This window comes from Variovorax sp. MSC1_012 (assembly GCF_023667525.1).
Lineage (GTDB): Bacteria > Pseudomonadota > Gammaproteobacteria > Burkholderiales > Burkholderiaceae_C > Variovorax > Variovorax beijingensis_B.
In genome coordinates this window covers 5,117,932-5,137,432 of the sequence record NZ_CM174443.1, presented here as the reverse complement: position 1 = coordinate 5,137,432, position 19,501 = coordinate 5,117,932, and the positions used below count along the sequence as shown (strand labels likewise).

The window sequence follows — 19,501 nt, the reverse complement described above, 5'->3', positions numbered from 1 at the left end:
GTGAGATTCAGTAGCCGAGAAACCGGAGGGGATCGAGTGCGCCCTTGAACAGGGGCACCTTGAACCACACCTCGAACATGCAGAAGAACACCGTATTGACGACCAGCGCCGCAATGACGCTCTTCACCCACGAGTACTTGCCCAGGAACACCATGAACAGCGCGATGTAGATCGCCGATGCCACATAGAGGCCGAGCAGCGAGATCGCCCCCACGTAGACCGTGGCCGGCAGCAGCACCGACAGCACGCGCTTGAGCTGCACCGAGTCGACAAAGACCTCGGTCTTCCTGTTCTTGCCCAGCAATGCCTGGTACAGGATGCCGGCGCCGGAGATCGTGATGATCACGCCGATGTAGAAGGGAAAGTACCCCGCGCCGGGGCCGTCGCTGGTCCATCCGGAGCCCAGCCTCTGGCTCTCGTAGATCACCACCAGGCCGATGGCCACCAGGACCAGTGCGACCACTGACTCGACCACGTGGGTCGCTACGCCGGTGCGCACCGGGCCACCGTCTGCTGAATTCTCTTCGTGCTCCATGGAGTCCCCATCGTTCGTGTGTATGCCGTGAAACCCAAAGTGCAGCGCTCCGCCCGCCACCCCGCGGGCGGCCGTCTCGTCAGGCAAGGAGCGCCGCGCGACGCTCGGTAATTGCTACTTGCTGCTGGCCAGGAAGCCGGCTTCCGTCATCAGCGTGCGGTGCGTGGCTTCCGCTTCCGTGAGCCATTTGGTGAACGCGTCGCCGGTCATGAAGGTCGGGTTGAAGGCACCCTTCTCCATGTATTCCTTCCAGTCCGGCGTGGCGGCGATCTTGGTCAGCAGGTCCACGTAGAAGGCGAGCTGGTCGGGCGTCACGCCGGCGGGCATGAAGATGCCGCGCAGCATGGTGTACTTGGTGGGCACGCCGGCTTCCTTGCAGGTGGGGACATCGTTCCACGACTGCGTCTCCGTCACCTTGGCCTTGAACGGCATGCGCTGGTCGTCGAACACGCACAGCGCGCGCAGCTTGCCCGCACGCCACTGGGCCACCGCCTCGATCGGGTTGTTGACCGTCGATTGCACGTGCCCGCCCACCAGTTGCACCGCCACCTCGCCGCCGCCCTTGAACGGCACGTAGATGAACTTGGTGCCGGTGGCCTTCTCCAGCGCCACCGTGATGATCTGGTCTTCCTGCTTGGAGCCGGTGCCGGCCATCTTGAACTTGCTCGGGCCCGCCGCCTTGGCCGCCGCGATGAACTCCGAGGCGTTCTTGTACGGCTGCTCGGCATTGGTCCACAGCACGAACTGGTCGAGCGCCATCATCGCGACCGGCGTCATGTCCTTCCAGTTGAAGGGCACGCCGGTGGCCATGGGCGTGGTGAACAGGTTGGACAGCGAGATGATGATCTTGTGCGGATCGCCCTTGGCTTCCTTCACGGCAAGAAAGCCCTCGGCCCCCGCGCCGCCTGACTTGTTGACGACGATCAGCGGTTCCTTCATCAGCTTGTACTTGATGACGATGCCCTGCAGCAGCCGGCCCATCTGGTCGGCGCCGCCGCCAGTGCCCGCCGGGATCACGAACTCCACCGGCTTGGTGGGCTCCCATGCGGAGGCTGGTGTGGCCACCGCGAGTGCCAACATGGCCGCGGTGAAGACCTTGGCCCGACAAGCGCGGGTGCGCGAAAAGAAGTTCTTCATCATGTTGTCTCCTGTGTAAGGTGCGCTCTTTTTTTGGTGGATCTGAGCCGAGATGCGAACAGGGGCGATGGTGCGCGCAGGAAGAACTCAGCCTGCTTGACCATGGTCAACTTTTCCAAGATTTTGTCTTGGGGTTAGCCCGCGCCGAGCGGCCGGCGAGCGGGGCCTGGCCTGTGAGCCTTCGAGGGGAAACGGCCTGCGCACGAACGCATGCAACAGCACCGATGGCGTGCGCTTTTTTCCTTGCATCCAGGGGGTTCGGGTAAACCCTAAAATGACGGTTATTTCCCGACCAACGAATCCCAGGAGTTCCCGTATGTCTACCCTTGACCGATCGTCCAGCGCGAGCGCATCCGTTGGCTTGGCTGGCGCGCTCAAGGCGCTCGCCGAAGAGGCCAGCGTGCTCGTTCAGGCCCTGCTCAGCCCCGGCAAGGTGATCGAGGAAGTCGAGCAGATGCGCGCGCTGCAGGTGCGCGCCAACCGCATCGAGGCCACCGACCCGCTGCGCGCCGACGTGCTGCGCTGGCACGCCTCGCGCATCGGCCTGCGCTGAGCCGGCCGATGCGCGGCGGCGCGCCGAACTGGTAAAGTCCGGGCCGCCCTCCGTCTTCGTAGTTCAATGGATAGAACGGGGTCCTCCTAAGACTCAGATACAGGTTCGATTCCTGTCGAAGGCACCAAGGACCCGGTTCACGGCGTCTCACCCCACATCAGAAACCCGCACGCTCCCTAGGCGTAGCGGGTTTTTCTTTGCCTCGCGACGACACGCGGCGTAGCATCTCATCGCCCGGAAATACCGTCATTTTTTCCGGTATCCCGGAAATCCCCGTGACGAGATACCGTTAAGGAGTAGAGATGGCGCTGACAGACACGTTTGTTCGGCAGGTGAAGCCCACCGGGAAGGCCAACGGCGACAAATATGCCGACGGCGCCGGCATGTACCTGCTGGTGAAGACGGCCGGGAAATACTGGCGAATGGATTACACCTTCGCCGGCAAGCGGAAAACGCTGGCGCTGGGAACCTACCCCGAGGTCTCGCTGGCCAAAGCCCGGGATCGCCGCGCCGCCGCCCGCGAGCTGCTGGCGGACGGGACCGACCCGAGCGCGGCCAAGCGCGAAGAAAAGAGAGCCAGAGCCGACGCAGCGGCGAATACGTTCGAGGCGGTTGCGCGCGAGTGGCTCGGAAAGACTGCGGCCAAACGAGCGAGTGGAACGCAGCTCAAGGTCAAGACATGGCTCGAGAAGGACGTGTTTCCCTTCATCGGCAAGATGCCCATCTCCACCATCGGTCCGCGCGACATTCTGGAGCGGGTTGTCCGCAAGCTGGAAGCACGCGGCGCTATCGATACCGCCCACCGCGTCAAGCAGCTTTGCGGGCAGGTGTTTCGCTTCGCAGTGGTGTCAGGACTGGCAGAGAGGGACGTCACCGCCGATCTGAGCGAAGCTCTGGCCTCGAAAGCGACCAAGCACTTCGCCGCCATTACCGAGCCCAAGCGAGTCGGAGACCTGATGCGCTCGATCCATGCCTATAGCGGCCACCCCACTACCGTTGCCGCGCTGAAGCTCTCCCCTCTGCTGTTTGTCCGGCCTGGCGAATTGCGCACCGCGGAATGGGCTGAGATCGACCTGGACGCGGCCGAGTGGCGCATCGCCGGCCCGAAGATGAAAATGAAGATCGATCACGTCGTGCCGCTGGCAACCCAAGCGGTGGAGATTCTGCGGAACCTCCACCCGACCACAAGCCATGGACGATTTGTGTTTCCCAGCATACGGACGGGTGAACGCCCGATGAGCGAGAACACGATCAATGCCGCCCTGCGCGGGATGGGCTACAGCGCCGAAGTCCACACGGCCCACGGCTTCAGGGCAACCGCGCGGACCATCATGGACGAGGTGCTCGGCGAGCGCGTGGACTTCATCGAGCATCAGCTTGCCCACACGGTCAAGGATGCCAACGGTCGTGCGTACAACCGCACCGCACATCTCCCCGCGCGCCGGGAAATGATGCAGCGCTGGGCGGACTACCTGGACAAGCTGCGCATCGGTGCCGACGTGATTCCCTTGAAGCCGCGCCAGATGACATAGCGCCAAGGCCGCGCGCTCCTGCCAAGCCAGCTAGATGAGTGCCACGACATCGTGCAAATGCACCGCAGTCTGTGGCAAGCCATCTCGCGAGTGCCTGTTCTGCGCCAGTCCCCCCATCCCGTGGCAGCTCAACGACCGGCTGCATCCAGTCTCGAGCGGGCATACCTGAAGGCGGCAATGGAGCCAAAGAACGCTGGAGGACCCGTTTGCGCCCTCAGATTGTCCGAAAAATGTATGTGAATTTCGGACAATTGAATTTGACTTATGTCCGAAAAATGTATATATTTTTCGGACAGGAGTTGATTATGTCCGACATCGCGGCTCGTATCTCATCGCTGATTGACGCTTCCGGCCCCGGCCATGTCTGGGTTCCGGCCGACTTCGCGCAGCTTGGCTCCCGGGATGTCATCGACAAGACCTTGCAGCGCATGACCTTGCGTGACCAACTCCGCCGCATTGACCGGGGGCTTTACGACAAGCCAGTCACCAACAGGCTCACCAAGCGCACGACAACCCCGGACTACCGGGCCATCATTGACGCGATTGCCCGTCGTGACAATCTGCGCATCTTGGTTGACGGCATGACTGCCGCGAACGATTTGGGCCTGACCGATGCTGTCCCTGCTCACGTCACTATCTATACCGACACCCGTCGCCGCTCCATCCAACTCGACAAACTGCTGATCGAATTCAAGCTGTGCGCGCCAAGCCGGTTGTACTGGGCGGGTCGTCCGGCCATGCGTCTAGTGCAAGCCTTGCACTGGCTGAAGGACACGTTGTCTTCGGACAGCGACCATATCCGGCAAAAGATCGGCAGGCTTCTGACTGACAAGACGCACGGCGATGCCATTCGCGATGATCTGACGCAAGGATTCAGCGCGCTTCCAATCTGGATGCAAGATTACCTACGGCCCCTTCTGGACCTCACGCCGGACGCGGCAAGCAGTAGCAAGCCAACGCCTGCCAAACAGAAATCGCACAACGACATACCGGCAGGCGCGAAATGAACGAGGCCTATCAGACAGTCATCGCGGCCAGCGACGAAGAGCGTCGCGATCTGTTTCTTGGCACGGCGGCTCGCCTTGGCACCGCCGTCCAGAACGTCGAGAAAGACTTCTGGGTTTGCTGGACGCTCGATGCGCTTTTCAACGGGCTGGAGCCCGGCGGTCCGCGCCTTCTCTTCAAAGGCGGAACATCGCTTTCAAAAGCCTTCGGCCTGATTTCGCGGTTCTCTGAGGACATCGACATCACGGTGTTCCGTGAAGACTTGCAGCAGGACGTAGACGTGGCGGAGCTTGAGGCCATGAGCGGCAAGAAGCGCCGTGCGCGACTCGATGAGATCCGTGACGCCTGCCGGACCTATATCGACGGCCCCTTCTTCTCGCAATTGCAGGCGCGCGCGGCGGCAAGCATTCCGGATGGCCGTTTCAGACTTGAGAGAGACCCGGATGACGCGGACGGGCAGAGTCTGCTTCTTTGGTATCCGGCGGTCACGACCCGAGAGGGGGACTACATCCGATCGGCGGTCAAGATTGAAGCTGGCGCGAAATCGGCGCTTGATCCGCACACACCGGCAACGCTGCGCCCTTATGTCGATGATGACCTCCCAGACCAAGAACTGGAAGTCTCCAACGTCGTGACTGTGAAACCGGAACGGACCTTCTGGGACAAGATCACGATCCTTCACGGTCTCTATCAATGGCATGAGCGCCGGGGTGTCTTGCGTCACGGTGGACAGCGTGTCTCGCGTCATTACTACGATGTACATCGCCTGATGCAAACGAAGGAGGCGCCGCAATGGCTGGCAGACAAGGCGCTGGCTGAAGATTGCGCTCGTCATGCGCGCTTGTTCTTCGGCAGCCCCGATCTGGGTCTTGAGGCGGCCAAGGCGGGTAGCTTCACGCTGCTCCCGGCTGCGACCATGATGGATTCCTTACAGCGCGACTATGACGCGATGACCGGGATGATTTTCGGACCGGTCCCCGCCCTGGACGAGGTTCTTGCCAGCGTTCAAAAAGCACAAGATGCCGTCGATGCCTAGGCATCGGCGCAGCGCGGAAGCGATGACGACGACGCATCGCTTGCCCGTTGAGCCGCCTTGCGCCCGTGGCAGGGTTCACACTCGTAGAACTCAATATCGGAAGGAGAAAGCGGAGCCTCACTCAACGCGGCATCGCACGATCAATGCCTGGCGGAGAGAACTTCGGTGAAGCCGCAGGAGCGGCTTATTGCTGCGGGCTCACGGCGCGCTTGCTTTGGCGGCGACCGGGGCTGCTGGCTTGATCTCGCTTCTTAGTTCGGTGCCACCGCGCTCCAATGCACGGGCAGCTCGCATCTGAACGTCATAGATCGCGATATGGGTTGGCGAGCTTGTGATGAGAAAGCCTTTTGCCACAACGTCACTGCCTTTGCGCAGTTCCATGCAGCGCATCCGAACGTCTGCATCGCACCCCTTCTGAAATTTCACCAGCTCCCGTCTTGCCGCCTCTTGTCCCGCCGTCTCTGCAAATGCGGCTGGACCGGCCATGAGAAGAACGAGAACGGCAATCGGGAGCTGCAGCGCGAGAACGACGATTGTCGAAACCATGAAACTTTGCAAAAGATCGCCTGGCCATTTGAACATCCACGCTGGTGGCTTCGGCACGGAGGTGTTTGCGAATTTCCGGTCCATCCATTGGCGCGCGAACAGCAGCGCGGTTAGCACCAAGACAGCAGCAATCGCGATACGCGAGCCTCCGCTCCAGATTGTTGTCTGAATCTTGGCAAGTCGATCAATCAAAGCATAGAAGCCCTCGATGAAGGTCGCCTCCGTTGATAGCGGGAACAAGCCGGAGTCGAGTCCCCATTCGTACACATAGTTCCGGTGACTGATTGAACCGGAGAGATGCACGAGATATCCGCCCACTGCCGTACCAATCGCGGCGGCGGCTTTGAGAATTCCGGACCATGGAATCGATCTTGGTTCTTGGCTCGCTGGCTTGACGGGTTCTTTTTCTGCTTCGGCGCTCATAGACCTCCTCTGAAAATTCGCATGCAATATCGCCGTCGCATGGTAATTGCCTTGCATAGGCGAGAGCACCGCCACAGCGTCCAAGAAGTGCGAGCGATAGTGCAGCCCCCTGCAGGTGTTCTGTCGAAGCGAAGCGATGTCCGGCAATGGCGCTGCGCTTGACGTAGCCGACGCCGCGTTCGTCCTTCCCCTTGGTCTGAGTGCGGTACGGTGCACAAGCCCGCGGGGTCACCTTCCAGCGCACACCTCCAAGCGGGTCTGCGATTCGGATCAGATGCTTCCTGCAGCCTGCGCATCAGGCAAGGGCGGCCTTCATCGGACTATTACGCCGGATCCTCCGGCCACCAGTCTGGTGGCCATGCCCCCCGAGAGGGCGCACTAAGGCAGGCGATTCCGAGCGCTGGGCGACGCTGCCGACCTTCCAGCCGCTTTGTGGCAGGTGGCAGAAACGTTGTCTTCCATCAACGTCACCGAGGCGCAATGCTGGCAGGCGTGCTGGTTCAGGTCGATGCGTTGACCGCGCTGCTGCCGCATTCGCCGCACTTGAGCGTCTGGAGATCGATGGTCATGTCGCGCTCTCGATGTTGTTCTTCTTGTGCTCTGGGGCCGCCAGCCACGCGGCAAGCCCGTCGCGGCGCATGCACTCGACCAGCGCGAGTTGCAGTTGCGCGCCTTCGTGCAGGTCTTGTTCGGTGGTTTCGTAGTGCATCTGGTAGAGCGCCTGGCCCTCCGTTTCGCCCATGCCATGCAGCGCGGCAATACGGCCGGCCAGGTCGGACGTCTCTTGCGGCTTGAGGCGCGTGAAGGTCTGCCGCAGATCGGGCAGATGCGCCACGAAAGCCTCGGCGTCCCAACCCTGCACCAGGCCGTCGAGGCCTTCGAGCAGCGCAGGCAGGCGCAGCAGCAGTTCAGGCGCTGCGGCCATCACCCCGTTGAGAAAACGTACCGCCTCGCGCGGCTGTGCGCCCGCGCCGAAGCGTTGCCGCACCACGGTGTCGAGCGCGTTCTCTTCCCAGTGTCCATCGAGGTACAGCAGGGCCGAAGCAGCGCCGGCCACCGCGGGCGCGGCCGACGCACCGGTCGCGAATCGTTCGAGTTGCGTACGCAGCAGGTCGAGGTCGATGGCACCGTCACCGGCTTCCCGCGGTTCGCCTTGCAGCGAGGCCAGCAGGCGCCCAAGCTCGCGCAGTGAAAGCAGTTGCTTCACCGCGCCCGCCTCACCTTCTTCTGGGCACCCGCCCACATCGGGCAGCAGGAACAGCGCCGCGGGCCATACCCGATCCAGCAGGCTGCGCAGCTGCGGATGCTGCTGCACGCCCAGCGGCTCCCGCGCACGCCAGAGCGTGACGAGCCGATGCCCGCACTCGACCACCGAGCCGAGCGAGGCATCTTCGTCGAGGTGCGTGGAAAGCATCGAGAGCAGCTGGGGCAGGCGCGACTGCAGCCCGACCAGGCAGGCGCGCAGCAACAGCGCCACGGCCGCGCTCGCGCTGCGTCCGCGGCCCTCGTCGGACAGCGCGATCTCTTCCTTTCGCAGCTTGGCCATGCAGACGGCCTCCACGCTTGCGCCATCGCCCGCCAGTTCAATCAGCCGCGCCTCCACCAGCGGCGACCAGGCGGCGCGCCACTCTTCGAACAGCAAATGCAAACGGCTGTTGCCAAGAAAATCCGGGCCCGCGAGCCAGGTGCCGAGCCCCGTGTCGAGGTATGTCATGGCATGGAAGAAGCGGCTGCGCTCGCGGTGCGACGGCTTGCGATAGAGATCCAGCCGCGCTATGCGCGCGGTGCTGTCGTCCAGCCGCACGCCGGCCTGGCGGGCGAGCCTGCGCGCGTCCTCGATCAGCGGCGGCGAGCCTGCCGAAGGCGGCACGTCGCCGATGCGCGTGCCGCTCAAGAAGTTGCGCAGGTCGGCGGTAAAGCCGCGCGTGCCTTCGTCGATGGCGCCTTTGATGAAGCAGGAGCGGATTGCATCGAGCAGGTCTTGCCGGCCCGGACCGGCATTGCCGCGCAGCGCCGCGAGCCGCATGGCCTGCGCGGCGGCGGCCTGCACCAGTGCGGTAGACACCGCATCGGCATCGTCCTGCGCGCGGGTCTGGCGCGCAAAGCGGGTCAGGCTGTCGAGCGCCACTGCGGTGAAGGGGTCGGCCTCGCCGGCCTCGAGGCGTTCCCACACCTGCTGGTAATAGCCGGGCGACGGCATGCCCGAGGCATAGCCGTTGAGCGCGTCGAGCCGCTCGAAGCTGTAGCGGATCAGCCATGCGTTGTCTGGTGCGTCCTTGCCGGCGGGCACCTTCGAGGGCTTGGCCTTTTGCCACTGGTTGACCAGCTCGAGTGTGTGGAAGCCGCCGGTGACGACCACGATCGGCCCCTCGACCTCGTTGCGCCAGCGACGGATGTGCGCCGCCATGTGGCGCTCCCGCGGCAGGCTCAGCTCGGCCTCGAGCACCTCGGGCTCATAGTCGAGCCGCGCCATGGCGCACCAGCTGAACACGTCGGAAAAGAAGGCGCGCCAGTGGCCGAGAGTGGCCGACGTGCGCAGTTCGAACAGGCGGTCCCACAGCTCCTGATGGTCGACGCAGCCGAGCTGGGCGGCCATGGCGTTGAGGTAGCGGCTGTGCGCGAAATGGCGCTCTTCCATCAGGCTGCGCGCTGCGTCGCGTGCATCGCCTTCGTCGCCCTCACCGTCGTCGCCTTCGTCGCGATGCCAGGCCTTGTCGCTCCAGGGAAGATCGATCAGCCCCAGGCGCGCGCCGAGCGCCGCGCCTTCGCGCACCGCAATCCACTCGGGACTGTAGTCGCAAAACGGAAAGAACGACGTGCGCGATTCCGTGCGCGTCCTCTCTTCCGAGTCGGGGTCATCGACCGGAACCTGCCGGGTGCTTTGGCACAGCCATGCAACGGGGGCAATGGTTTGCGGGTGCTGCAGCAGCGGCAGCAGTGCGTTGAGGTCGTCCGGTCCTTCAATCAGCACAGCCGCCGGCCTGACCTCGCGCAGCAGCGCCCTCAATGCGAATGCACAGGCCGGGCTGTGGTGCCTCACGGGCACGAAGAACACGCCCTCGCCGTCCTCGCCGAACAGCCGGCCGCGCGCGGCCTCCAGCCCGGCAGGCAGAACGCTGCCGGTTTCTGCAACTACTGCCACAGCGCGCGCGCCGCGTCGTGAAAGGTCTTCCATTGCGCGTCGCGCTTGCCGCGTTCGCGCACGACGGTGTCGAAGTAGTGGCGCACGCGCTTCACATCGTCGGTGCTGTCCTTCAACACCACGCCCTGCAGCTGGCCCGCGATCTCGCGCACGGTGAGCCGGCCGCCGTTGAAATGGCGCGCCTGCAGGGCCGCCGCATAAGCCACGTTCACGGCCTCCGCGGTGGACATCACGGCATCGAGGCCCTTGATGGCGGTGCCATCCTGCGTCTGGCCCGCGCGCAACTCCTGGAAGGTGGTAACCAGCAGCGCCACCACGTCGTGCGGCACCTCGACCGGCGACTCGCCGCCGCCGTCGAGTTCGCGCTTCAGCTGGGCCATCACCAGTTCGACTTCGAACGAATGGTCCCGGATGGGCTTGACCGTTTCGAAGTTGAACCGGCGCTTCAACGCGGACGACATCTCGTGCACGCCGCGGTCGCGCAGGTTGGCCGTGGCAATGATGTTGAAGCCGCGCTGTGCATAGAGCCGGGCATCGTCGCCCAGCTCTGGAATCATGAGCTGCTTGTCGCTCATCAACGAAATCAGCACGTCCTGGATCTCGGGCGGGCAGCGCGTGATTTCCTCGAAGCGCACCAGCTTGCCCGCACGCATGGCCTGGTAGAGCGCAGAAGGCACCAGCGCACGCTGGCTCGGCCCCTCGGCCAGCAGCAGTGCGTAGTTCCAGCTGTACTTGATGTGGTCTTCGGTGGTGCCGGCGGTGCCCTGCACCGTGAGGCCCGAATCACCGCTGACGGCGGCTGCAAGCAGCTCCGAGAGCAGCGACTTCGCGGTGCCCGGCTCGCCCACCAGCATGAGGCCCTGGTGGCCCATGAGCGTCACGATGGCGCGGTCGACCAGCGGATCGTCGCCGTAGAACTTGCGGCTCACCTGCAGCTTCTCGTCGCCGAGGATGAAGCGCCGCACCGCGCGCGGCGAGAGCTTCCATCCGGTGGGCCGCGCATCGGTGTCGGCCGCATGCAGCCGCGCGAGCTCGTCCGCATAGCGCGCCTCGGGGGCAAGGCGCACGGCCTGGGTCGCGGGGGAAGAAGACGGTGATGTGCCGATGCTCATGATGATGTTGCTGCTGGTTTTTCTGCGGGTCGGCGCGGCGCGCTTACCACGGCATCTTCTTTTCCCAGCCCGCGTCGAACCCGGCGCAGGCCTGGGCAATGGCCAGGTAGTCGGCATAGGCCTCGGCCAGGAGCACCGGCGGCACGCTCGACAGCGGCAGCGCCCGGTCGCTGTAGCCGCGGGTCTTCATGTCCTCGAAGCCCAGCGTCTTGAGTGCCGCGGGCACGTTCTCCTCCGGCAGGGTGTTGCCCGAGAACTCGATCGCCACGCGCACGCCGGCCGACGAAAACTCCTTGGTGTACTGATAGAAGAAGCCGCCGTCCTCGGCCTGCGCGCGCTGGTAGCCGAGCTTGGCAAAGCTGCCGCGCAGCGTGAAGGTGTCGCTGATCCAGCCCAACCGGTCGTTGATTTCGCTCACCGGCTGGCCCTTGTCGTCGATGAACGCAACCGCCGGCGGCTTGCGCGTCATCTGCGCGAAGAGCGGCACCAGCTTGTAGTCCGTGAAGTGCTTGTTCCACGCGGCCGCCGTGCCTTCGTCGACCAGCGAGGCGTGGCCCAGGCGCAGCTGGCTGTCAGCCGCAAGCTCGACCTCGTCGTCCTGCGTGTCGATCAGGCTGCCGTCCTCGGTGGGCCGGAAGCTGCCGCGCACCGCGCCTTCCGCATCCAGTTCGAGCCACACGAGCCGCTGTATCAGCCGCCCGGCAATCGGGTGCCGGTGCAGGTATTCGCGCCACTCGGCCTGCGGCCAGATACGGCCGGTGCACATGGCTTCGAACAGGCGCGCGGTCTGCAGGTCGATGACCTGCTTGAGCTCTTTCTTGCTGGTCGAGAACTGGGCCTTCGCATCCTTGATGAGCACGGGGTCGTCGTTCTGGCGCGGCTCGGGCAGGGCTTTGACGATCTTGCCTTCCGGGTTGCGCAGTTCGGGCTTCATCGCGGCGTCGAGCACCATGGTGAAGATGCGGTCGCCGTAGGCAAGTTCGAGCTTGCCGGTGTCGTCCAGGCCCGCGGTGGGAATGGTGCGGTCGGCCAGCTGGTCCTGCGTCCAGCCGTTGCGGTCGGCAATCTGCTGCACCAGCGCGCGCGCCTTCTCCTGGACCGAGGCGGTGCGGTAGCGGCGCGATATGCCCAGCAGCAGCTGGATCACCACCGGGTCGTTGCCCGGTGCCACGCCTTCGAGCATGGCTTCGATCTGCGAGCGGCGCTGGTAGTGGTCGCGCATGTACTGCTGCAGCAACGTGACGACCTCGTGCCCCGGCGCATGGGCGGTCAGGGCAAGAGTGCCTTTTTCGCCGATCGCGCTGCCGAGGTATTCGCTCATCTTCTCGCGCTTGCACTCCTCGAAGACCTGCTCCTGCGTCTTCTGGAAGTCGGCTTCGTAGTACTGCTTGTGCTCGGCCTTCGCGTTCTGGTAGCGCTGCTGGTTGCCCTGATAGCGCTGCGGTGCATGGGCATTGGCATGCGCAATGCCTTCGTCGAGCGTGGGGTGGCGCGTGTCGTGTGCAATGAACTGGCGCAGCACCAGGCTGCCGACGGCCTGGCGGCCGGCTGCATCGAGCAGGCCGAGGTAGCGCGTGAGCAGCGCGTTGCCGCCCGGCTCCTTGAGCTTGCAGGCGAGCACCACCCACCAGCGCACGATCTCGGGTTCTACCGGGCTGCCGTCCAGCCATTTGCAGGCGGGCAGCGCGTCGAGAGAGAACCACGCAAGGCCCGCCGGGGGCTTGGCCTTCAGGCCCTTCTTCGCCTCGGCCAGAAGAATCGCCGGTGCAAGGCGCGCGGAGATGTCGTCGCCCAGCGCCTCGAGCGCCGTGAGGTAGGCCGCGCGAACGGTCTCGCGGGTTTCCTTCTCGAGCGCCTTGGTAATGGCGGGCACGGCCTCGGCGTACTTGAGCTCGGCCAGCCAGTTGGCGGCCTCGATGCGCACCTCGCTCTTGGTGGCGCCGAGCGACTCGACCACGCGCCGGCCGATGTCGGGCAGCATCGACAGTGCCTTCTGCGCGGCTGCGCGGTGCGTCTTGCCTTCGCCGAGCGCCAATTCCATGACCCGCGGCAGCCAACGTGCCTGCACGGTCGGAAAGACCGCCAGCGTGCGCAGCGTGGCGTTCAGGTCGAGCTGGGTCTGGCGGCCTTCGCGCTTTGGCGGCGCGACAAGGCCCAGGCCTTCGTCGATGTACTCGGGGTGCTCCGCGAAGAAGGGCCACACGCGGTCGGCCGGCAGCACGTCGACCGCCGAGGCCTGGTTCCAGTATTGAAAGAGCGCGGTGTGGGCCACATCGTCGATCGGCATGCCGGAGCGCTTGAGCAGCTCGGCCAGCGCGCGCAGGTCGACCGAGCCCACGGGCTGGCGCCCGAGCCACTTGTGAAAGCCGTCGTCGAACCAGAAGCTGGTCCAGTGGCGCGACACGGCCAGCCAGCGGATCAGGTGCGGCATGCCGAACCCCGGCATCGACTGCAGGCGATTGCCGAATCCCACGACCTGCTGCAGCTGGCCGTTCTTCGCGCGGTTCTGATCGTTCTTGCTGCCCTGCCCGTTGAGCACGCGCACGGCCACGCGCATGTCCTCGTCGGTGAGCTTCCTGTGGGCGGCGTAGTTGTCCTGGCGCCACTTGTACCTGTAGATCTGCTTGGAGGCCTTGTTCTCCTCGATCTCGGCCTCGGCCGCGACGCGGTTCTTCTCGAGCAGCTCGATGCGGTTGGCAATGAGCAACTGCACCGCCTCTTCACCAAGCGGAACGTCCTCGAAGGGTCGCCAGGCCGGCGGCTCGGGCAACTCGAGCTCGCCCGCGTCGCCCGCGGCGTCGAGCCGCGACATGGCCGAGCGGATGGCCTGCTGCACGGCCTTGCTGGTCTCGGTGCCGGCCGCCACGTCGAGCAACGCGCGCGCGGCGTCACCCGGCAGGCGCGCAAGCAGTTCGGCGGCCTGCGTGCGCTGGGTGGTGTCGCCGTCTTTCAGCAGTTGCCCCAGGAGTTCGAGCCGCTGCGCCTCGGCAATGCCCTCGAGGTGCGGCGTCGCCTCGGCGCGCACCGTCTTGCTGCCGTCGATGGCCAAGCGCAGGAACAGCGGCGCAAAGTCGTTCAAAAGCGCCTTGTCCTTGCCGATGCGCCTGGCCAGCAGAACGCGGCCCGCGGCCGACAGCTTTGCGGGCAACGCCTCGGTGGCATCGCGCTGGCTGCGCATGTAGTCGGCGACGGCAGGGGCCTCGACCAGGCCGTCGAGCCGGTCGTGGTACCAGCTGTCCAGTCCCTTGCGCTCGAAGACCTCTTGCAGGGCGATATGCGGATCGAGTCCTTCGTGCGCGAGCAAGGCCGCAATGAGATGCACGTTCCACGCGGGCCGGTGCTTGGCGAGATCGCGCTCGGCAGCGTTGCTGGAGCTGCTCTTGTTGAAGCTCGCGAACACCGCGTCGTTGATGAGGTACTGAAGCCAGTCGGGCACCGGCGCGCCGGGATGCTCGAGCGACTGTCCGCCGTCGGCTGCAGCAAGCAGCTTGCCCAGTCGCACCAGCACGTCGAGCGCAGGAGCACTGGCATCCACGCTGGCGTAGAAGCGCCCGCGCTGCTCGAGGCTCTGGTTGCCGATCTTCTCCAGCGCCTTGTTCTGGTGATTGCTGAAACCCCAACGCAGGCGGCCGGGGGCTCCGAGCAGTTGCCCAGGCTCGAAGGACTTGGCAGCCTGCAGGTCGAGCAGCACGGTTTCCTGCGTGCCGTCGACCAGGAACGCGGCGCCCTTTTGGGGCAGCTCCTTGCCTGCTTTTTCGAGCGGCTCGAAGGCCTGCTTCAACAGCTGCGCCTGCTCGCGCGTCAAGCCGTTGGCGGCTGCGGTGCCGGCGCTGCCCGTGACGGCACCCAAGATCTTGTCCAGAAATCCCATGCGTTCTCCTCGTTCTCCTGGGCGCTGATTTTGGCAGTTGGACGTGACGCTTCGGCCAGTTCGCGGCCTGCAGAAACAACTGAAGTCAAAGGTTCTAAGCCGGCTGCGCTTTCCTTTGCTCCGGCAAGCCGTCGAGCTCGCCAAGCAACTGGCACAGAAAGCCCAGCTTCAGCAACGGCACCGCAGCCGGCGCAGCGAGGTGCGCACGCAGCGCACTCGACAGCACCTCCAGGCCGACAGAGCTTGCGCGGTCGAGTGCATCGTGCAGGCGCTGCCGCTGCGCCGCCGTCAATGCCATGCGCCCGGTGGCGGCCTGCGTCTCGGTCACTTCTGTCAGGGGAGCGAGCAGGCGCGCCGCCAGCGTGGGCGCACCCACGGGCGCCGCCTGCCGCTGCTGCTGCCGTGCCTCGAGCATGCGCAGGATGCGGTTGGCGAGCGACGTGGTGCGCGCAACCTCGTCGGCAAAGTCGAGCGACACCGTTTGCAGCGCCTTCTTCGCGTTGCTGCTCAGCACGGCGATGGGCATGAGTTCGGTGCTCGCGGCAGAGCGCTCGATACGCACCAGCACCGCATGCACTGGGGCACGGCGCGCGGCGAGGCGGTCGAGGTTGTCGATGCGCTGCCGGTGCTCCGGGCCAACGGGGATGCCAAGCCGCAGCCATTGGCCCGCATCGTCCTGCACCAGCCAGTCGAGGCGCTGCTGTGCTTCGTCGAGCACGGGCGGGCGCGTGTCCGAAGGCCGCAGCAGCACTGCATCGAAAGGCTCGGCCGCAAGGCCGGTGGCGGCGCGCAGGCCCTCGCCGAGTTCGGACCAGTTGCCGCAGCCGATCGACTTCAGGCGCGGGTCGTCGGCCGTCCACGCAGGCAGGGGCTGGGCACGCGTGGCGCCGCCGAGCGCCAGCCGGCCGTCTTCGGCGAGGCGGGGGTGTTCGAGGCGCAGGGCCGCTTCGCACACGCTCTGCGCGGCGCCCGCGCCGGACCACAGCGCGCTGGCGGACCATGCGCTGCTGCGCGTGAAGGCGGCGTCGCTTCCGTCGGGCCGTGCGAGCGAGGCCTGCAGCACGCGCGCACCCGCCAGGTCCCAGAACGCCACGGTGAGCCCGCGCGCGCCGCCGCGCGTCTGCCACCAGTGGGCACCGAGCGGCAGCAGGTCGAGAGCGGCCGATTCGTCGAAGTCGCGCTTGAGCCGGCCGCGCAGTGCCACGGCGAGTTCGCCCTCGGCCCGCGCGAGCGCAGCGCACAGTGCATGGATGCGCGCCATGAACGCGAAGGCGTCGCGCTCCTCGGCGCGGTGGTCGCGCCGCACCAGCAGGTCGACCGTGCCGCCAAGGTTGCGCAGCAAGGCGGCCAGGCGCGGCAAGCCTTCGCCGCGCGCGGACATGTTGAGTGCCAGGAGGCGCGCCGACGTCAACTCGCTCACGTGCGAGAGGCCGCCTGTCAGCAGCTCTTCCAGCATCGACTCAACCTGCAGCAGGAACGCACGCTCCCGCTCGCCGAGGCGCACGGTGTCTTCGACCGGCGCAGGCCGCGCGCTCTCGGGCCATGCGAAGGGCTGCCCGTGCGCGCTGCGCAGCGCGGCAATGGCGATCAGGTGCACCGCCTTGCGTTCCGCGGCAGGCACCTCGGACACCATGCCCGCGTAGCCCGCGCCCGCCACCCAGCGGCACGAGGCGCCGAGCTCGGGCAAGTCCATGACGAGCGCGCCGCCCTGTCCCCGCCATTCGACAACGCTGCTGGCGGCGGCGGCGGCGCGGCGCACGGCAGCCACCCCCGCGGCCTTGAAAAGCGCCGCCGCATCGAGCGCGAGGATTTCCGCGAGCGGGTCGGCACCGGGCGGTGCCTGTCTGTCTTGCTGCTCGTCCGAAGGCGCGCCGGCTGGCCGGCCTGGCGCGACCGGCTCCAATGCACGCAGCCACAGCGCCGCGCCAAGTATGTGCTTGCAGATGCCCGGTGCCGGGCAGTCGCAGCGCGCCTGCTGCGGGCCGCGTGCATCGAGCTGCACGCGCTGGCCGTCGGCCGTCACCACCCCAGCTTCGGTGCCCTGCTCTGCCCATGCGATCTTGCCCGCCTCCACGTCCTTTGCGGCGCGCCGAAGCAAGCCAGGGTTGGCGAGCGTGGCCAGTGTGTCGTCGTCGTAGGCGCGATAGCCGTCGTACCAGGCCATCAGTTCATCACTTCCGCGAGCCACTGCGCGAAATGCGTGGGCGTGAGGGCCGCAACGTGCATGCCCTTGTCGACCAGGCGCTGCGCCATTTGCCGGTCGTACACGGGGTTGGCCGATTCGTCCAGCGCGGCCAGCCCGAGCAGCTTGACGCGCGACTGTGCCATGCGCTGCACCGCGGCCAGGAGCGGCCCGGGCGCGGCGCCTTCCATGAAGTCGCTGATGAGCGCGAACACCGTGCGCTGCGGGTTGCCCACCAGCGACTCGCAATACGCCACCGCACGGCCGATGTCGGTACCGCCGCCGAGCTGCACCGTGAGCAGCACCTCGACCGGATCGTGCGCGAGGTGCGTGAGGTCGACCACGCTGGTGTCGAACACCACCAGCTTCACGCGCACCGCGGGCAGCGAGCTCATGATGCCGGCAATGACGGCGCTGTAGATCACCGAATCCATCATCGAGCCGCTCTGGTCGACGCAAAGCACCACGTCCCAGGGCAGGTTGCGCTTCACGCGCGCATTGAAGCGCGGATGCTCGATGACGATTTGCCTGCGCTCCACGTCGTAGTGCTTGAGGTTGGCCGCGATGGTGGCGCGCGCATCGAAGTTCTGCGCGCTCTTGATGTGCGAGCGCCGCATGCGGTTGCGCCGGCCGACGAGCGCGTTGACAAAGTCGTTCCTGAGCTTGCGCGTGATCTCGTCGACGGTTTTCTGGATCACCTCGCGCACCGCGTCGCGCATCTGGCCCGACAGCCGCCCGCGCATGCCCAGCAGCGCCTTGGCGAGGCCGGGCGTGGCGTCGAGCGAGCGCAGCACCGCCGGGTCGGAGAGCAGGTCGGTCAGCTGGTAGCGATCGATCGCCTGCGTCTGCATGCGCTCGAACACCTCTTGTGGAAAGAGACTCCGCGAGCGGTTGAGCCAGTCGACCGCGCGCAACTGGCTCGGGTCGAGCGAACCCGGCCCGCCATTGGGCCTGGCCAGGCCGCGGCCTTCGTATTCACGGCCGTAGAGATATTCGAGCGCCTGGTCGAGCCTCCAGTCGCCCGCCGAGAACTGCGTTTGCGACAGGGGTTGCGCCGCATAGCGGCCGAGGATCAGGCGCCAGCGGCGCAGGGTTTCTTCGGACGACATGCGCAATGTGTTCGCAAGGACGGGTGGAAGGAACAGTCGGGGGAGAGGAGCGCCGGCAGCTTATCAGACGGCAGCGCGCGTCATGCTCACGCCTTACTCGTCTCTTTTCCTCATGACCAGGCTTCATCCTTCTGTTGCACTGATCGCACCTCTGTCCGGGCAAGTGGCGGCCTACGCATTCACCTCGCCCGACGGCCGATACCAGACCGCGGAAGTCGGCGGCGACACAGTGATCGTCGATTTGCGGGAGCGGCGGCAGCGACGGGCATGTACGACCCGTTGCTGCCCTTGAAACAGTGCAGGCAATGCAAGCGACAAAGGCGCCGAGCGTGCCGCCGTCACCAACAGCGTTGGGGCCACAGGAAATCGCCACCCTGAAAGCTGCCATCGAAGCTTGTGTGCAGGTCCGCCGAGCCGTCCCACCCCCACATATTCAGATGGCTCTATGACCAAAGGCTTCGATGCCCACTACAGCCCCATTTCGGGCCGCGTGCAAAACAGCGTGCGCTAGCAAGGCGAGATGCCGGCTCTTTACGCGTTCAACAAACGCATGGTGGGCAAGGGTATCTCCCTTGGGTAGCCGTGGACTGTCGAGCGAGCGGCAGTTGCAGCTCGCCGTGCGGCTGCTTTGGAGCGCCCGGAATGTCTCGTTCGGGCCCGAAGCCGTCTTTCGGAAGGCTCCAAAGCGGCCGTTGATCTGCGCAATACGCTGGATTCAGCACCCGCGGTTTCGCGCAACAACATGGATTAAATCGCCCGGGCTTTTGCTGATGCCGAATCTAGGCCGATCTGCGAGAGAGTCGCCGCAAGCACTTAGAAAGCCCCAGTGCAGCGGACGCTGACCATGACTGCTCCGGGCAAGGCTGTTCGCGAAGCAAGTTCATCCCACCGGTTGTTCTGTTTAAAGGGCGTGATTGGCCCTAGTGGGTAGATTCGAACGTAGCTCGGGAGATGAGAAGTCAAGTAAGCACCCACGGTATGGCTTCGCACCCGCGCGGCACTCTCCTCTCGGTCCGAAGAGCCGACGGCGGCAAATCCGACGACGTCCACCACCACGCTGCCCGCAGCAAGCTCCGAACAACGCCGTTGCTCCAAGAAGACAGAAATGGTCTCGACTGCTTTGGCGTTCTCGCCTTCAACGGGTCCAAGAGGTGACGGCAAAAAAAGTACTAAGTCTTTGGTCGCTGCTCGTGAATCTGCTCGAGCGCAAATGCTGAAGCCGAGGCTGGCGCTCAGCATAAGAAGCACTGTGAGTCGTCGTTGCATAACTTGCTCGGGGTCTGGTCATTTACCTTTGCGCAACCGACCTCGCTTGAAG

General features: G+C 65.4%; 12 protein-coding genes and 1 tRNA gene. 5 read left to right on the top strand and 8 right to left on the bottom strand.

The genetic code is table 11. The features are described from left to right. Positions 1-7: 7 nt before the first annotated feature. Together L1081_RS24150 and L1081_RS24145 are read right to left on the bottom strand one after the other, a co-directional pair. A complete protein-coding gene (locus L1081_RS24150; protein WP_489414409.1) occupies positions 8-535 on the bottom strand; it encodes a tripartite tricarboxylate transporter TctB family protein in 528 nt (175 codons plus the stop codon). 114 nt (positions 536-649) lie between these two features. Continuing rightward, positions 650-1,675, bottom strand: coding sequence for a Bug family tripartite tricarboxylate transporter substrate binding protein (locus L1081_RS24145; protein ID WP_489414408.1), 1,026 nt, complete (start codon positions 1,673-1,675; stop codon positions 650-652). Positions 1,676-1,988: 313 nt separating this feature from the next. On the opposite strand from L1081_RS24145, the gene L1081_RS24140 reads away from it, so the two are divergent. The 5 genes from L1081_RS24140 to L1081_RS24120 all read left to right on the top strand — a co-directional run bounded on the left by L1081_RS24140 (position 1,989) and on the right by L1081_RS24120 (position 5,798). After that, positions 1,989-2,225 (top strand): hypothetical protein, encoded by a 237-nt coding sequence (locus L1081_RS24140; protein WP_489414407.1) that lies wholly within the window; start codon positions 1,989-1,991, stop codon positions 2,223-2,225. Positions 2,226-2,277: 52 nt separating this feature from the next. Continuing rightward, positions 2,278-2,352: transfer RNA gene (locus L1081_RS24135), tRNA-Arg, on the top strand. Positions 2,353-2,527: 175 nt separating this feature from the next. Beyond that, positions 2,528-3,757: a phage integrase central domain-containing protein gene (locus L1081_RS24130; RefSeq protein WP_489414406.1), complete on the top strand. Its 1,230-nt coding sequence runs from the start codon at positions 2,528-2,530 to the stop codon at positions 3,755-3,757. 305 nt (positions 3,758-4,062) lie between these two features. After that, positions 4,063-4,764, top strand: coding sequence for a DUF6088 family protein (locus L1081_RS24125; RefSeq protein ID WP_489414405.1), 702 nt, complete (start codon positions 4,063-4,065; stop codon positions 4,762-4,764). Beyond that, positions 4,761-5,798: a nucleotidyl transferase AbiEii/AbiGii toxin family protein gene (locus L1081_RS24120; protein ID WP_489414404.1), complete on the top strand. Its 1,038-nt coding sequence runs from the start codon at positions 4,761-4,763 to the stop codon at positions 5,796-5,798. The genes L1081_RS24125 and L1081_RS24120 overlap by 4 nt, the downstream gene beginning before the upstream one ends. 198 nt (positions 5,799-5,996) lie before the next feature. Here L1081_RS24120 and L1081_RS24115 read toward each other — a convergent pair whose 3' ends face one another. The 6 genes from L1081_RS24115 to L1081_RS24090 form a co-directional block, all read right to left on the bottom strand. Beyond that, complete coding sequence (locus L1081_RS24115) at positions 5,997-6,767, bottom strand: hypothetical protein (protein ID WP_489416862.1); 771 nt, start codon at positions 6,765-6,767, stop codon at positions 5,997-5,999. 565 nt (positions 6,768-7,332) lie between these two features. Beyond that, positions 7,333-9,909, bottom strand: coding sequence for a DUF5682 family protein (locus L1081_RS24110; protein ID WP_489414403.1), 2,577 nt, complete (start codon positions 9,907-9,909; stop codon positions 7,333-7,335). Further along, positions 9,900-11,021 (bottom strand): AAA family ATPase, encoded by a 1,122-nt coding sequence (locus L1081_RS24105; RefSeq protein WP_489414402.1) that lies wholly within the window; start codon positions 11,019-11,021, stop codon positions 9,900-9,902. The genes L1081_RS24110 and L1081_RS24105 overlap by 10 nt, the downstream gene beginning before the upstream one ends. A gap of 43 nt (positions 11,022-11,064) precedes the next feature. Beyond that, complete coding sequence (locus L1081_RS24100) at positions 11,065-14,892, bottom strand: DUF4132 domain-containing protein (RefSeq protein ID WP_489414401.1); 3,828 nt, start codon at positions 14,890-14,892, stop codon at positions 11,065-11,067. 94 nt (positions 14,893-14,986) lie between these two features. Beyond that, positions 14,987-17,056, bottom strand: coding sequence for a YehQ family protein (locus L1081_RS24095; RefSeq protein WP_489414400.1), 2,070 nt, complete (start codon positions 17,054-17,056; stop codon positions 14,987-14,989). Beyond that, a complete protein-coding gene (locus tag L1081_RS24090; RefSeq protein WP_489414399.1) occupies positions 17,056-18,183 on the bottom strand; it encodes a VWA domain-containing protein in 1,128 nt (375 codons plus the stop codon). Before L1081_RS24090 ends, L1081_RS24095 begins: the two co-directional genes overlap by 1 nt. Positions 18,184-19,501 lie beyond the last annotated feature (1,318 nt).

Bases quoted from the DNA above. Each gene is read 5' to 3' on its own strand.
- L1081_RS24115 (WP_489416862.1), bottom strand. From the start codon at position 6,767: ATGAGCGCCGAAGCAGAAAAAGAACCCGTCAAGCCAGCGAGCCAAGAA.
- L1081_RS24100 (WP_489414401.1), bottom strand. From the start codon at position 14,892: ATGGGATTTCTGGACAAGATCTTGGGTGCCGTCACGGGCAGCGCCGGC.
- L1081_RS24095 (WP_489414400.1), bottom strand. From the start codon at position 17,056: ATGGCCTGGTACGACGGCTATCGCGCCTACGACGACGACACACTGGCC.
- L1081_RS24105 (WP_489414402.1), bottom strand. From the start codon at position 11,021: ATGAGCATCGGCACATCACCGTCTTCTTCCCCCGCGACCCAGGCCGTG.
- L1081_RS24120 (WP_489414404.1), top strand. From the start codon at position 4,761: ATGAACGAGGCCTATCAGACAGTCATCGCGGCCAGCGACGAAGAGCGT.
- L1081_RS24130 (WP_489414406.1), top strand. From the start codon at position 2,528: ATGGCGCTGACAGACACGTTTGTTCGGCAGGTGAAGCCCACCGGGAAG.
- L1081_RS24145 (WP_489414408.1), bottom strand. From the start codon at position 1,675: ATGATGAAGAACTTCTTTTCGCGCACCCGCGCTTGTCGGGCCAAGGTC.
- L1081_RS24150 (WP_489414409.1), bottom strand. From the start codon at position 535: ATGGAGCACGAAGAGAATTCAGCAGACGGTGGCCCGGTGCGCACCGGC.
- L1081_RS24090 (WP_489414399.1), bottom strand. From the start codon at position 18,183: ATGTCGTCCGAAGAAACCCTGCGCCGCTGGCGCCTGATCCTCGGCCGC.
- L1081_RS24140 (WP_489414407.1), top strand. From the start codon at position 1,989: ATGTCTACCCTTGACCGATCGTCCAGCGCGAGCGCATCCGTTGGCTTG.
- L1081_RS24125 (WP_489414405.1), top strand. From the start codon at position 4,063: ATGTCCGACATCGCGGCTCGTATCTCATCGCTGATTGACGCTTCCGGC.